At 70.7% G+C, this 14,476-nt stretch carries 8 protein-coding genes; 4 read left to right on the top strand and 4 right to left on the bottom strand.

What is annotated here, in order from left to right:
• Positions 1-22 precede the first annotated feature (22 nt).
• Positions 23-1,543 (bottom strand): right-handed parallel beta-helix repeat-containing protein, encoded by a 1,521-nt coding sequence (locus POL72_RS24275; protein WP_272097901.1) that lies wholly within the window; start codon positions 1,541-1,543, stop codon positions 23-25.
• Positions 1,544-2,000: 457 nt separating this feature from the next.
• On the opposite strand from POL72_RS24275, the gene POL72_RS24270 reads away from it, so the two are divergent.
• Together POL72_RS24270 and POL72_RS24265 are read left to right on the top strand one after the other, a co-directional pair.
• Positions 2,001-3,749: a DUF1592 domain-containing protein gene (locus POL72_RS24270; RefSeq protein ID WP_272097900.1), complete on the top strand. Its 1,749-nt coding sequence runs from the start codon at positions 2,001-2,003 to the stop codon at positions 3,747-3,749.
• A 4-nt stretch (positions 3,750-3,753) separates the two neighbouring features.
• Positions 3,754-5,226 carry a DUF1552 domain-containing protein gene (locus tag POL72_RS24265; protein ID WP_272097899.1) on the top strand — a complete coding sequence of 491 codons (1,473 nt, stop codon included), beginning with the start codon at positions 3,754-3,756 and terminating at the stop codon, positions 5,224-5,226.
• Positions 5,227-5,429: 203 nt separating this feature from the next.
• Here POL72_RS24265 and POL72_RS24260 read toward each other — a convergent pair whose 3' ends face one another.
• The 3 genes from POL72_RS24260 to trmB form a co-directional block, all read right to left on the bottom strand.
• Positions 5,430-7,016, bottom strand: a complete 1,587-nt coding sequence (locus tag POL72_RS24260; RefSeq protein WP_272097898.1) for a GMC oxidoreductase — start codon at positions 7,014-7,016, stop codon at positions 5,430-5,432.
• 245 nt (positions 7,017-7,261) lie between these two features.
• Entirely contained in the window at positions 7,262-8,032 is a 771-nt protein-coding gene (locus POL72_RS24255) for an MXAN_6577-like cysteine-rich protein (protein ID WP_272097960.1), read from the bottom strand.
• A gap of 614 nt (positions 8,033-8,646) precedes the next feature.
• A complete protein-coding gene (trmB, locus tag POL72_RS24250; RefSeq protein ID WP_272097897.1) occupies positions 8,647-9,327 on the bottom strand; it encodes a tRNA (guanine(46)-N(7))-methyltransferase TrmB in 681 nt (226 codons plus the stop codon).
• Positions 9,328-9,438: 111 nt separating this feature from the next.
• Between trmB and POL72_RS24245 the strand changes: the two genes are divergently transcribed.
• Entirely contained in the window at positions 9,439-11,715 is a 2,277-nt protein-coding gene (locus POL72_RS24245) for a DUF8728 domain-containing protein (RefSeq protein WP_272097896.1), read from the top strand.
• 389 nt (positions 11,716-12,104) lie between these two features.
• Positions 12,105-14,444, top strand: a complete 2,340-nt coding sequence (locus POL72_RS24240) for a TonB-dependent receptor (RefSeq protein ID WP_272097895.1) — start codon at positions 12,105-12,107, stop codon at positions 14,442-14,444.
• Positions 14,445-14,476: the final 32 nt, after the last annotated feature.

The following is a 14,476-nucleotide window of genomic DNA, read 5'->3' as shown; positions in this document are numbered from 1 at the left end:
GCGCAGGACTGCGCGGCGAGGGCTACCGCCCGAACGCGCCGATCGTGAAGCTCGCGCCGTCGTTGCGCGCCCTGGCCTGCTGGTGCGGCGTGTACTGGTGCTCCACCGGCGGGAGGCCGTCGAGCGAGGCGCCAGCGCCGATGAGCGGCGCGCTCGCGGCCGGCATGAAGTCGTGGTCTGCCTCCGACGCGAACGCCGGATCGACGCCGAAGATCGAGGCGTCCAGGCCGTCCACCCGCCCGACCACCTTCACCACCTCCCGGACCGGATCGAACGGCAGCCATCCGTTCGTCACCCAGTTCCCGGACAGGGTGAGTGCCCCGGCGGCCACACCGTCGCGGTCCCCGAGGAAGGTCACCGCGCGGAGCTCGGTCGGCTCCAGGCTGCTGGCGAACACGTTGTTGCGGGCGTCGATCCGCTCGTCGTTGGTCGAGGCCTCGAACATCGAAGAGCGATCGTAGTCCTCGTAGTCGTCGTTGTTGACGAAGACGGTGTTGGCGAAGAAGTGGAGCGTGCCCTTCCTGTAGTACTCGGTCTCCCCGCTGTCCCCGCCATAGTGGATCATGGACGGGCCGTAGCCGTTGCGCAGGAGCACGTTGCCGTAAATGAACGTCTCGTGGAACGACGGCAACGCGACCGAGTCGGTCGCCTCCTGCGCGTCCACGAGGTCGATCAGGTGGGCGCCGTCCTCGATCCAGTTGTACCGGATCACCACGCCGGCCGAGCGCTCCTTGATGTTGTTGCCGTGGCCGCCGCGCGTGGGGCCGAAGCGGTTGAACTGGTAGATGACGTTCGAGGCCTCGTTGTAGACGTTGTGCTCGTTGTAATCATCGAGGCCGTTGTCGTGGATGTAGTTCGACTCGATGAGCACGTTCGTTGTCAGGATATCCCCGCCGGCCGTGCCGACGAAGAGGCCATTGGCGTTGTCGTGCACCTCGCAGGCGCGGATGGTCACGTGATCGCCGCGCTCCACGAAGACGCCGGCCGCGAAATCCGCGTAGGTCGCCCGAGACCCCGACTTGTCGGTGAACCCGTGGGGGGGCGCTGCGTTCTTGATCTCGAGCCCCTCGATCGTGATGTGGGTGGGCTCGAGCTCGTACGCGTCGTCGTGTTTGTGACCCACGATCACGACCCCCCGCACCTGGTGGCCGTCGAAGGGGAAATCGAGCTCGGGCCGGGTGGTCGCGTCCTCACCGTCGATCACCGGCAGCTCGCCGTTCGGCCCCGGAACGCCACAGAGCCGGATCGGCTGCTCGGCCGTCCCCTGGCCCCCGAGCATGATCTTCTCGTGGTACCCCTCGGCACGCCAGAAGATGCGCACCGTGTCGCCGGCGACGAGCGATTCGAGCGGGACGTCGCCGATCGCCTCGAACGCCTTGCCAGGGCCGACCTGGTAATCCTTGCCGCTTCCGACGTGGCTGCAATCGACGTGAATCGGCGGAATGTTCACGACGGGCGGAGGGAGCGGCGCCGGACCGCCGTCGGCATACGTCGTTCCGCCAAGCTCGCCGGTGCAACCGGCGGCGAGGAGCAATCCGGTCACGCAAGCTCGAACCTTCACAGAATTCTCCACGATATGGGCCATAGAAGCTCCATTGTAATTTTACACATTCCGAACCCTTCTCGGCTCGGTGAGGCAAGATGACACGCCGATGCACTTTGTCATGCGACCGGACATTGCTGTTGTCGCATCTTCCGCCCCTGAGGTAGCAGGATGTAATCCAGGCTCGCGCCCGATGTCGCTTTCGCGTCATTCGAGACGATGACGTAGGATATGCAATGGGTGCATGAGCTCCATGCGGCCTATGAGCTGGATCCCACCGATGAGCTGGTTGATTATCCACGATGGATAGAAGCCCCGGTTCGGCGATCGCTCGATGCCGATCCCCGGCGGGCGGCGAACACGCAGCACAGCGCGGCTCGATAATTCCCAGGAGAATCGAGTTGACGCCCCTGCGATCCAGCCCGCTGTGTTCAGCGACCGCGCGAGGACTGAAGCCATGAAGCGAACGAAGCCCAGCCGCGTGAGACCCCTCGACGTCCTCGATAGAGTCACCGCGCCAGGGCGGCGCGCGACGGCTGCCGCCGGCGCGGTTGTCCTCGCGGCGTCCCACCTGCTCTCGGGCTGCGTCGGCGACCTCGGAGGCGACCGCGGCGGGTCGCCGAGCGCGAGCGGGCTGGTCGACGTCGCTCCAGCGGGGATGCGCCGGATGACGCCGGAGCAGTTCACGAGCTCGATGCGCGACCTGTTCGGCGATCCGGGGCTCGAGCTCGACCTCGACCCGGACGCGGGAGAGGTCGCCTCGCTGCTCGCCGTGGACAAGCTCAACGCCGCGGCGGAGGCGATCGTCGCGCGGCGCGCGTCGTGGGGGACACGGGTGTTCCCGTGCGACACGGGCGGCCCGGAAGACGAGGCGTGTGTGGACAGCTTCGTGCGGACGTTCGGGCGCCGCGCCTTCCGGCGCACGCTCGACGAGGCCGAGGTCGCGATGCTCAAGGGCCAGTACGCCCGGGCGCGGGAGGAGCAGTCGTTCGAGGACGCCCTCCTCGTCGTGCTCGAGACCATGATCCAGTCGCCCGACGTCTATTACTTCGTCGAGCTCGGCCGCGACGGGGACGGGAGCGAGCCGCTCGCCTCGGGCGTCCGTACGCTCACGGGCTGGGAGCGGGCGTCGCGCCTGTCGTATTTCCTCTGGAACACGACGCCGGACGACGCGCTGCTCGACGCCGCGGAGTCCGGCGCGCTCGACACGGCGGAGGGCGTGCGCGCCCAGGCGGAGCGGCTCCTCTCGAACGACCGCGCCCGCGCCACGGCGAGGCGCTTCTTCGCGGATTGGCTGGAGCTCGACGGCACGAACAAGCACGCTTCGCTCGAGAGCGCGCCGAAGAGCCCCGAGATCTATCCCGAGGATTCACCGGCGCTGCGCGCTGCCATGCGCACCGAGCTCGAGGCCCTCGCGGAGCGCGTGCTCTTCGAGGGGGACGGCAGGTTCGAGTCGTTGCTCACGACGACGGACGCCTATGTGAACGGGCCCCTCGCCGCGCTCTACGGGGTGGAGGGCCCCGCCGACGAGCGCACGTTCTCGTGGGTCTCCCTCCCCCGCGATCAGCGCGCGGGGATCTTCACGCGGGCGGGCTTCCTGAGCGTGTTCGGCAGCATCGAGGTCAAATCGCCGATCCGCCGCGGCGCGTACATCCTGGAGCAGGTGCTCTGCCGCCCCCTCGGCCCGCCGCCCCCCAACGCGAGCGACGTGCCGGTCAAGGGCGGAGCCGTCGAGGAAAACGGCGAGGTGGTGCACAGGACGATCCGTCAGGACGTCGAGGCCAAGACGTCGAGCGGCACCTGCGCGAGCTGCCACAGGATCATCAACCCGATCGGCTTCGCGTTCGAGCATTACGACGCGCTCGGACGATGGCAGTCGCAGGAGGCGGGCGGGGACGCGCAGGCACCCTACAAACTCGACATCGACGCACGCGGCAGCCTCCCTGCGCTCGCTCCGGACGAAGATGGCGTGGAGGTTGACGGCGGCGTCGGGATGTCGGCGGCCCTCGCGGCGAGCCCCGCGGCGCGCGCTTGCCTCACGAAGCGCTTCTTCCGGACGGCGCTCCGGCGCGTCCCGATCGACCAGGATCTCGCGTCGATCGAGGCGGCCACGCCGACGCCCGAGAGCGGCGGCAGCATGCGTGATCTCATCCTCTCCCTCACGACCAGCAATGCCTTCTTGCACCTGCGCCAGAAGGAGGAGTGAACCCATGCGCCGCGCCGCTTTCAGCCGAAGGAATTTCCTCCGCACCGCGACCGGTCTGTGCGTCGCCCTGCCGTTCCTCGAGGCGACCCATGGGGACGTCTGGGCCGCGAACGGCAGGGCCAGGCGGTTCATCGTGTTCTTCAGCCACGGCGGCACGATCACGTCCCGCCACGCCTCCGGGGAGAAGGGGGATCCCTGGAAGCCGGGCGCCTGGAGCATGCTCGACCTCTGGGCGCCCGGCGACGAGGGGTCGGCGCTCGAGGCCCTCGGCGAAGAGATGGCGCCGCTCGAGGCCCACAAGGGCGACCTCACCCTGCTCCGCGGCGTCGACGACGCCGCCGGGATGCTCCAGGGAGACTACGGCGGTCACCACGGCTGCTCCAACGCGACCGTGCTCACCTGCGCCGATACGACCTCGGGAGGCGACGACGCCAGGGCGCTCGACCCATCGATCGATCAGGTGATCGCGCAGCGGCTCGCCGGCGAGAGCCCGGCGCCGTTCTCGTCGATCGATCTCATGGTCGACGGGCACAACTACGGAGAGCCGCTGTACAACGCGGCGGGCGAGCAGGTGTCCAGCGAGAAGGACCCGACGAGCGCCTTCGACCGGCTCTTCCAGGATGTCACGGAGACCGGGGCGGGTCCGACGCCCGAACAGCTCCGGCTCCGCGCCCACCGGAAGAGCGTGCTCGACGGTGTGAGCGAGCACCTCTCGGCCCTGAAGGGGCGCGTGAGCGCGGCCGACAGGCACCTGCTCGACGCGCACGCCGAGCACATCCGGAGCCTGGAGAAGAAGCTCGAGGGCCTCGCCAACCTGGCGGCCTGCACGAAGCCGGACGTCGGCGGAGCGCCCGTGTACCAGGGATACGGATCCTACACGGGAGGGGGGATCAAGGAGGCCGCTCCCCTGCTGGTCGACGTCCTCCTGCATGCGTTCCGGTGCGGCCTTACGCACGTGGCCACCTTCCAGGTCGCCGACGTTTTGACGAGCTGGCTGCCCCAGCCCTACAGCACCGACCTCGGCCACAGCCTCGGCCATGCCGGCCTCGACGTCGGCCCGAGCGGCGCGGAGCCCGACAGGCTCGAGGACTGGCGCGCGACCATCCTCGCGAACCGCAACTGGCGTATGGAGCTCTTCGCACGCCTGCTCGACGGGCTGAAGAGCACCCCCGAGGGCGACGGCACGATGCTCGACAACAGCGTCGTGCTCTTCACGAGCGAGTTCGGGTGCGGAGGCGGGCACTCGCCCCGCGATATCCCCGTCCTGCTCGCCGGCAAGGCAGGCGGCAGGTGGCCTGGCGGCCGCCACGTCAACTACAACAAGCGCGCGAGCGCGGATCCCACCCAGTCCGAGTACGAGACAGACGCCTCGATGCACAACGTCTACACATCGATCCTGCGCGCCTTCGGCTCCGAAGACGAGCACTTCGGAAATGAAACGGCGTACAGGAAGGGCCCGCTCGCGGAGCTGCCGTGAGAAGCGTACGACGCTCCTTCAGCGCGCCCCGTTCCTGCGACTACGACGGTTTCCGCCCACCTCTGCTACGTGCAGAGCAGAGCGGCGGTCTCCCGCACAGGAGACGGGCCCAGATCGGCGTTTTCGGCGCGCAAGCGCACTCCGGTGCGCTGAGCACCGAAAACGCCGAGGTGGGCCCGTATCCGAAGCGGGTGACCGCCGCTCTAGAAGGCGGGGTTGTCGCGCTTCGGGGGCAGCTTGCTCATCGCCCGTTCGGCCATGGCGGTGATGGTGAGCGACGGGTTCACGCCCAGGTTCGAGGGCACCATCGAGCCGTCGACCACATAGAGGCCCTCGTGGCCGAACACCTGGTTGCGCTCATCGATCACCCCGCGCTCGGGGCTCTCGGCGATGGCGCAGCCGCCGAGGATGTGCGCCGTGGTCGGCACGTTGAGCACCGCTTCGTTGATGGCGTTGCGCGGGGTGCCGTCCATCAGCACGGCGAGCCGCTTGCCGACCTCGTTGGCGACGGGGATGTACGCCGGCGGCTTCGGCTGGTCGGGCGGCCTGCGGGTGGTCATGCCGCCGCGTTGCCAGACGAGCTGCATGTAATTGTCCAGCGTCTGCATCACGAGGAGGATCGTGGAGCGCCTGGCGAATTTGAACGGCAGGAGCCCCGAGATCAGGTCGATGGGGTGGAGCAGCCGCCGCCCCAGCCAGCGCAGCCAGCGCGGCAGGCCCGGCGCGTCGTCGGTGAGCACCGTGCCCAGCGCGCCCATCACGTCGGAGCCGGCCGGGTATCGCACCGGCTCGATGTGCGTGCGCGCGTCGGGGTAGATGCCGCTCGTGATCGCGATGCCACGGGAGTAGTCGACCCGATCGTCGCTGGCCGTCACCCCGAGGATGACCTCGCTGTTGGTGCGCACGTAATGGCCGAGCTGCGGGGAGAGACGGGGTAACCGGCCCTCGGCCCTCGCCTTCAGAAGGAGCTTCACCGTGCCCAGCACGCCGGCGCTGAGCACGACCGCGCGCGCCCGGAGCCTGCGGCGGCGCTTCCTGAGCAGCGCGGTGGAGCGCTCCAGGGTGAGCTCGTAGCCGCCGCCCGGGAGCGCGTCGATGGCGGTGACCATCGTCTCGGGCTGGATGGTACAGCCCTTCTTCTCGGCCAGATAAAGGTAGTTGAGGTCGAGCGTGTTCTTGGCGCCGAAGCGGCAGCCCACCATGCAGCCGCCGCAGTGGACGCACGTGGCGCGGTCGGGGCCCTCGCCGCCGAAGAACGGGTCCGGCACGCGCTGCCCTTCCTGCTCGCCCTCCTTCGCGAAGAGGACGCCCACGCTGGCGACGTGGAACGTGTCCCCCCGGCCCATCTCGTCGGCGATCTGCCGGAGCTGCCGGTCGGCCGGCCACAGCTTCGGGTTCGCTGTCACGCCGAGCATGCGCTTCGCGAGCTCGTAGAAGGGCATCAGCTCGTCGCGCCAGCTCATACCGGCCGGCCAGCCGGGGCTGGTGAAGGCCTCGGGCGGGGGCACCAGCAAGGTGTTGGCGTAGACCAGCGAGCCGCCGCCCACGCCCGCGCCCGAGAGGATGAGCGTGTCCCTGAGCAGCGTCAGCCGCTGGATGCCGTGACAGAGCAGCCTGGGCGCCCAGAGGAACTTCCGTACATTCCAGTTGGTCTTCGGGAAATCCTCCTTGCGCCAGCGCTTGCCGCACTCGAGCACGGTGACGCTGTAGCCCTTCTCGGTGAGGCGCAGCGCCGAGACGCTGCCGCCGAAGCCGGAACCCACGATGGCAAAGTCGACGTCGAAATCCATGCTGCCCGCTTCTCGGGGAGGAGTATGACCCGGTCGGTCTCCCGAGCCCACCGGCGGACGCGGCTCGGCCTCGCGCCTCGCGCCTTGGGGGCGGCGCGCCCGCGCTCCCACGCCGCCGCCGCCGCGAGCGACGCGCGCCTTCCTGGAGAGGCGCACGCCTCCGCACGGACCTCGGCGGCCCGAGGACGCTCTCGAGGCCCGCGGTGCGCGCCGGAGCAGCCCCTTCTTACGTGTCCTTCACTCCGTTAGCGGCAGATACCCGTGATGCAGTTCTGTCCATCGTTGCAGGCCGTACCGCATCCTCCGCAGTTGCTCTCGTCGTTGCTGAGATTCACGCATCGGCTACCGCAGTACGCCAGCCCCGCATTGCACGTGCACTCGCCGGCGGTGCAGAAGGAGCCGCCGCCGCATGTGTTGCCGCACGCGCCGCAGTTGAACTGATCGAGCTTCGTGTTGACGCAGAGCGGATCGCAGTAGGTCTGCCCCGCCAGCGGGCATGTGCAGGCGCCGGCATGGCAGGTCGAGCCCGCTTTGCACGTGGTGCCGCAAGCCCCACAGTTCATGCTGTCCGTCTGCGTATCGACGCACGCGGGATCACAGAACGTCTGGGTCGGGGGACACGGAGGTTCGCTGGCCCCACCCTGCCCCCCCGCGCCGCCGTCACCGCTCCCGCCTTGCCCTCCGGCGCCCCCGAGCCCGCCCGCCCCGCCGGTGCCACCTGCGCCGCCGTCACCGCTCCCGCCTTGCCCTCCAGCGCCCCCGAGCCCGCCCGCAGCGCCGGTGCCACCCGCGCCGCCGTCACCGCTCCCGCCTTGCCCTCCGGCGCCCCCGAGCCCGCCCGTGCCCCCCTGCACGTCTCCACCACTCCCCGCGTCCCCGCCGGTAGCGCTGGCCGTGCTCGTGGTGGTGGAGCCTGACGTGGCGCTCGTCTCCTCCTGGGTGCTCTCGCTGCTGCTACATCCGACCATCGGTGCCGAACAGACGCCCACGCCCGCCAGCCAACCCAGGATCCACATATTCACGCGCGCACGATGCATGCCGTCCTCCAGATGTAAGAGGTAAGTGGAGTCGTGCCAACATCGAGGCTTGCTCTGGGCAGCTTCGACGACTCCCACGGACCACTGTCGCTGCCGACGGCGCGCGCGGCTCAGCTTTCTTTCATCTCGAGTCCCGATAGCGTCAGTCTCTGTTCGGGGAGCCACGGAGAGCCCAGGACGACACGTTCGCTCGCCGCTCGCATCCCCATGAAAGATCGCCCGTATTCAGCAGGACACACCTGAGCCTCGATAACGGCCGACCGGCCGCGTCCTCGACAACGAGGCGCGCAACTCCCACTGTTGCGTCACCACGGCGGTGTCGGCCCACGACGAGGGTCGGCGGCGCACATGCGACGATGGGCTCTGCTCGCCGCGCAGGCTCGGCCCCCTCCCGCGACCGGCAATGGCCAGCTCAGCGCGCTTCGCAGGAGCTTCTGATCACCCGACTACAGATCGCCCCGCCGCAGGCGCGCCATGATGAATGTCCGGGCGAGGATCGCGACGGCGGCCGCGATGCTCTCGATGTTCGAGGGCATGACGTGCAGCGTTGTCGCCTTCCGCCTCGCGCGCCTCATCCACCGCGCCCAGCGGGCTCAACCATCGTCGCGGCCAGGATCCAGCGGCGCTCCGCCCGCCGCCCGCGGCCGCCTCCGGTAGAGCAGCCGGCTCACCGGCAGCCCGTCGGCGATCGCGTGGTGCTCGCGGGGGCTCCGCGCGCCGTAGGGGTTCTCGGCGAGGTGCGGAGAGCCGGGCGCGTCGCCCGCCGGCTCGAACGCGGGGTGCGCGCCGATCTGCTCGGCGTAGAGCGCGCCGCGCTCCTCGACGTCGGTCTGCACGAAGAGCTCGCCGCCGTCCACGAGCAGGCGCGCGAGGCTGTCGAGCAGCGCCGGGCCCATCACGAGGCGCTTTGCGTGGCGCTTCTTCCACCACGGATCCGGGAAGTGCAGGAAGAACCGCGCGATCGACGCGTCGGGCCGGAGCCGCGCGAGCGCCTCGCGCGCGTCGGCGTTGAGCGCCCGCACGCGTCCGCCGAGGCCGCCTTTCCGCAAGCGCCCGTCGACGATCGCCGCCCACTTCAGGCGGATCTCCAGCCCGAGCAGCCGCGCCTCGGGGCTCGCCGCCGCGCGCTCGAACAGGAAGCCGCCGCGGCCAGGGCCGATCTCGATCTCGACGGGGCCGGCGCCCGGGATCAAGGCGTCGATGGAGACGTCGTCGCCGTCAGGGAAGCGAGGCGCGTCGGCGTAGGGGTGGTTCGGGCGCGGCTGGAAGACCATGGAGCCCCGGCGCTCTACCAAATGCCGGCCGCCCCCGCGCGGGAAATCCGCCGGCCACCGGGCGCGGGAAATCGCTGTCCCCGGGCGGCACGGTGGTATGCGTCGGGCCCCATGGCGGCTCCTCCGGCCCCCTCCCGGCTGCGCGCCCTCGCCGCGCGCGCCCTCCCCTATGCGCCCGCCCTCGCCGCGAGCGGCACGCTCGGCGCGCTCTGCGTCAGGGCGATCCTTGCGCAGGCCGGGGGCCCGGCCCTGCCGCTCGACGACGCGTTCATCCACATGCAATACGCCCGGCGGCTCGCCGAGGGCGGCTTCTTCAGCTTCGTCGCGGGCGACGGCTACTCGAGCGGCGCCACCAGCCTGCTCTGGCCCGTGCTGCTCGCCCCCTTCCACGCGCTCGGCCTGCGCGATCTCTCGCTCGTCTATGCGGTCTGGGCGCTCGGGCTCGTGTTCCACGCCGCGCTCGCCGTCGAGACCGCGCGCCTCGCGCGCCCCCTCGCCGGCCCCGCGGCCGCCGCCGGCGCGGGCGCGATGTGCGCCGGGTTCGCCGCGTTCGCGTGGTTCGCCTGGAGCGGGATGGAGACGGTCGCCTTCGCCTGGATCCTCACCCGCACCGCGCGCCTTGCGGCGGCGCTCTGCGAGCCAGCTCCGCCGGATCCCGCCACGGACAGCGCCGCCCCGGCGCAGCCGCTCAGTGCGCCCGCGCAGCCGCCGACCACCTCCGCGCAGCCGCCCAGCGCGCCCGCGCAGCCGCCCAGCGCGCCCGCGCAGCCGCCCAGCGCCTCGATCGCCCGCTCCCTCGCGCTCTGCGGCTTCGTCGCGCCCCTGCTTCGCCCGGAGGGCGCCCTCGCCTCCCTGCTCGCCGCGGTCGCGCTCGCCTTCTCGGCGTCACGCTCCGCGCCTCCAGCACCGCTCCCGGCGCCGCCCCTCCCCGCTCCGTCGCCCTCCCGCGGCGGCGCTCTCTGGCACTCCGCGCGCTCCGCCGGGCGCCTGCTCGCCCTCGCGCCGCTCCTCGGTCCGCTCGTCGTCCCGGCCTTGAACCAGCTGCTCGCGGGCCACCCGACCTCCTCGACGACCTCCGTCAAGTGGCTGATCGGCAACCCCAACTACGACGGACCGACGCTCCGAGCCGCGCTCCTCGACAACGTCCGGCTGCTCGTGACCGACGTGATCGACGGAGGCCAGTGGACGGCCGTCTTCCTCCCCGAGGGCTCCGCCGCCGTCATCGCCCTCGGCGCCGTCGCGCTCGCCGTGGCAGCGCACCGGAGGGGCCGCCCCGCGCACGCCGCGATCGTGGGCGCCCTCGCGCTCGGGGCGCTGCTGCCCTGCACGTACCTCAGCTTCCTCTGGAACCGCGTGCGGTACGTCTGGCCCTTCGCGCCGGCGTGGATCGTCATGGCCGCCTGCCTCACGCGCGAGCTCGGCGACGCCGCCCAGCGGCTCCGGCCCTCGCTCCACTACGTCACGCCCCTCCTCGCCGGCGCGTTCGCCGGCGCCCTGGCCGCGCGGCTGCCGTGGGCCATCGGCGACCTCGCCAACTCCGCCCGCGCCATCGATCGGCAGCAGGTCTGGCTCGGCCGCTGGGCCGCGCAGCACCTGCCGGAGGACGCCAGGATCGGCGTCAACGACACGGGCGCGCTCGCCTATTTCAGCGGCCGCAGGACCTTCGACGTCGTGGGCCTGACCACCGAGGGCGAGGCGCGCTACTGGGTGGCCGGCGCCGGCTCCAGGTTCGAGCACTACGAGAAGCTGCCCCCGGAGCGCCGGCCGACCCACTTCATCGTCTACCCGCACTGGATGGCGTGCGCGCCGGTGCTGGGCCGCGAGCTTGTCGATGCCACCGTCGAGGACCAGGCCATCCTCGGCGGCACCACGATGATCGCCTACGAGGCGCGCTGGGACCTCCTCGGCTCAGGGGCGCTGCCGGTGCGATCCGCGCCCGGCGAGCGGATCCTCGACGAGCTCGACGTCTCGGACCTCGAGTCCGAGGCGGCGCACGCCTACGCGCTCGATCCGCTCGCGGACCAGCGCAACATGGCGATCGCGCTCGCCGCGCCCGAGAGCAGCGCGCCGGGGGAGCTCGACCCCACGCGCCCGGAGCTCGCGGACGGCGGCCGGCAGCACCGCACAGCCGACCGCTTCGTCGCCCGCCTCACGGCGCCCCCCGCCGAGGCGCGCCTCGTGCTCCGGGTGGCCTCGGACGAAGGCGCCGAGCTCGCCGTCTCCGTGGCGGGCGAGGAGATCGGCACCGTCGACGTGCCGCGTGGACCGTGGGTGGAGCGGGCGCTGTCCCTCCCCGCCGCGCGCCTGTCGACGCCGACCCCGATCGCGATCACCCTGCGCCGCGGCGCTGGATTCCACGCCTTCCATTACTGGATCGCCGGGCGCTGACGCCAGCCACCCACGCGGCCAGCCCCCGAGGAAACACCACACCTTCTCACATCGACCTCCCATCGAGTCGCGCCCTGGAGCAACCCCCGCTCCCAAGATGCGCTCTGGAGAGCACGCCGGCGGGCTCGCGGCCCTCCACGTCGAGCGTTCAGGACAGCCATTGACGCATCCGGGCATTCGTGTAACATCGGGATGTTCGCGCAATACAGCAAGTCAGCGAACAGTTCCGTCGCAGATTCGTGGGGGAAACCGGGCAGCGCGCGCCCGCCGGCGCCGTCGCGCACAGCCACGGCCGGCGATCCTGGCGGGCTCCAGGACCTCGGGCCATCGGCACGTCGGCTCGCCCCGATCGTGTGCGCCCTGCCCGGCGCTCGAACGTGGGGAAATCCATGCGCAAGTCGGCTTTGCTCCTCTGCTCGCTGCTGTGCCCTCTCGGGGCGGCGGGCTCCGCCTGGGCGCAGAGCCCGGGGAGCGAGGCGCTGGCGAGCGGCGATGACGGCGGTCAGGGGCAGTTCCTCTCGCTCGATCTCGAGGAGCTGCTCAACGTGAAGGTCTCGTCGACTGGCTTCTTCGAGACCGAGAGCAAGACGTCGACCGGCCAGGCGCGCCTCTATGACGCCCGCGCGCTGAAGCTCTATGCCGTGCGCTCCCTCGACGACCTCTTGCAAGCCCACCAGCCCGGCGTCCTGATCGGCGAGCACGAGCGCACCTCGCGCCTCATCGGCGTGCGCGGCGTGCTCATCGACAACAACGCCAAGACGCTCGTCATGGTCGACGGCGTGAACACGAACATGCGCGCCCATTTCGGCGCCATCGGGAGCACGCTGGCCGTGCCCCTCACCGGAGACATCGAGCGGGTCGAGGTGATCCTCGGCCCCGGCGCCATCGTCCACGGCTCCGGCGCGATCAGCGGCTTCGTCAACGTCCTCAGGCCGACGGGGATCACCCGCCCCGGGCTCTGGGGCAAGGCGTCGTATGCCTCCGGCGACACGCGCACCCTGGAGGCCAGCTACGGCGGCCTGCTCAGCGAGAAGCACAACGCCGATCTCTTCCTCTACTTCGGCCACGCCGACAACGAAGGAGAGCTGCCCCAGGCGCCCCGGCCAAACACGGCGGAGCTGTATGGCAAGGGCTACGCCGGCGTCACGACGTCTCCCTTCCTGCACCACACGCGCGTCGACGCCCTCGGCGAGCCGAGCTACAAGGGCTTCGGCCGCCTCCGCTACGGCTCCGAGCGCAGCCCCGTCAGCGTCGATCTGCGGCTCGACTACGCGCAAACGTCGATGATGGGCAACGCCCCGAACAGGGCCATGACCCGCGAGCAGCTCGCGGGCCAGTGGTCCGACAGCAACACCGGCCATGTGCGGCAGAGGACGTTCGCCGTCACGCCGGAGATCCACGTCCACCTGTCCAAGCAGCACAAGATCGAGCTGGTCCCGACCTTCTCGGCCTTCGAGACGGCCCTCGTCCCGGCCGACTGGGTCGCAGACGAGATGGCGAAGGCGTCCAATCCGGTCCCGGGCGGAGGGCTCCTGCCGGTCGGGGGCCTCGGCGAGGAGCACCGGGACATCAAGGCGGTCTACAAGACGACGGCGCTGCCGAACAGCCAGATCGCCATCGGCGCGTCGGCGAGCCACAAGCGCTTCAGCGGCCAGAGATCCCGCTGGGGACGGCTCTACGGGACCGCCTTCGAGTCCCCGGAGAGCTTCTCGTGGACCGAGCTCGCCGCCTTCGGCGAGAGCACGGCCACCTTCCACGATCTCACCGTCTCCGCGGGCCTGCGCTTCGATCACACCGAGTTTGGAGAGCTGAACCTCCGCGGGGGCCTCTCGCGCGAGCCCGAGCCGGTGAACAGCCCCTCCTACCGCGTCGCGGCCGCCTACGCGATCAGCGACACGCAGAACGTCAAGCTGTCCTACCAGAAGGGCTTCCGCTTCCCGGACGCCGCATACTTCAACTGGCTCGAGCAATTCAACGCCGCCTTCGAGGACGAGCCCATCGCGCCGCTGCCCTCGCTCGTTCCGGAGTCCTCCCACCTCGTGGAGCTCGACTATGTCGTGGGCCTGCTCGACGAGCGCCTCGCCCTCGACGTCGCGGTCTTCTATGAGCGCTACAGGAATACCCTTGGCTGGGTGTCGTGGGATCAGGTGCGGCCCGAGGACTTCGAGGACCACGTGGCCCACAACCCCAGGCACCCGTCCGCGGGCGGCTGGTGGGGCAGCTTCGCGAACAGCACCGCGGACGTCGACGCCCTCGGCGGCGAGATCGGCGCGATCGGCGACCTCGGCGGCGGGTTCGCGGGGGACCTCTGGTACAGCGTGTCGAAGCCGTTCGGCGCCGAGAGCGACCTCAACATCCTGACCAACTGGGACGGCGAGACCTGGGCCAACTACCCCATCCACCTCGTCAAAGGCCACCTGAGCTACAGCGCCAGCCGGTTCACCGCCGGGCTCGCCGCGACCTTCCGGACTGGCATGAACAGCCACGGCTCCAGGGACGCGCCCGCCCACGACACGGACGAGCTGCCGCCCAGAGATCGGCTGGCGGCGCGCCCGGCGTTCAACCTCGACGCCTCTGTGTCCTTCTCGCCGATCGATCGCGTCTGGGTCTCCGTGTTCGGCAAGAACCTCACGTTCAACAAGGTCCCTCCGCCGTCCTACGCCTCGCACCGGCTGATCATCACCACCGGTCGCCCCTACGTGGGCGCCTCGGTCGAGGCGTCTTACTGATGCCGCCGGGGCATGCACGGGAAGGCAGACGC

It is taken from the genome of Sorangium aterium (genome assembly GCF_028368935.1).
Taxonomy (GTDB): domain Bacteria; phylum Myxococcota_A; class Polyangia; order Polyangiales; family Polyangiaceae; genus Sorangium; species Sorangium atrum.
This window is presented reverse-complemented; position numbering and strand designations above follow the sequence as displayed.

What these genes read in the sequence shown, in the direction of transcription:
- POL72_RS24270 (WP_272097900.1), top strand. Translation starts at nt 2,001, where the DNA reads ATGAAGCGAACGAAGCCCAGCCGCGTGAGACCCCTCGACGTCCTCGAT.
- trmB (WP_272097897.1), bottom strand. Translation starts at nt 9,327, where the DNA reads ATGGTCTTCCAGCCGCGCCCGAACCACCCCTACGCCGACGCGCCTCGC.
- POL72_RS24260 (WP_272097898.1), bottom strand. Translation starts at nt 7,016, where the DNA reads ATGGATTTCGACGTCGACTTTGCCATCGTGGGTTCCGGCTTCGGCGGC.
- POL72_RS24265 (WP_272097899.1), top strand. Translation starts at nt 3,754, where the DNA reads ATGCGCCGCGCCGCTTTCAGCCGAAGGAATTTCCTCCGCACCGCGACC.
- POL72_RS24255 (WP_272097960.1), bottom strand. Translation starts at nt 8,032, where the DNA reads ATGTGGATCCTGGGTTGGCTGGCGGGCGTGGGCGTCTGTTCGGCACCG.
- POL72_RS24240 (WP_272097895.1), top strand. Translation starts at nt 12,105, where the DNA reads ATGCGCAAGTCGGCTTTGCTCCTCTGCTCGCTGCTGTGCCCTCTCGGG.
- POL72_RS24245 (WP_272097896.1), top strand. Translation starts at nt 9,439, where the DNA reads ATGGCGGCTCCTCCGGCCCCCTCCCGGCTGCGCGCCCTCGCCGCGCGC.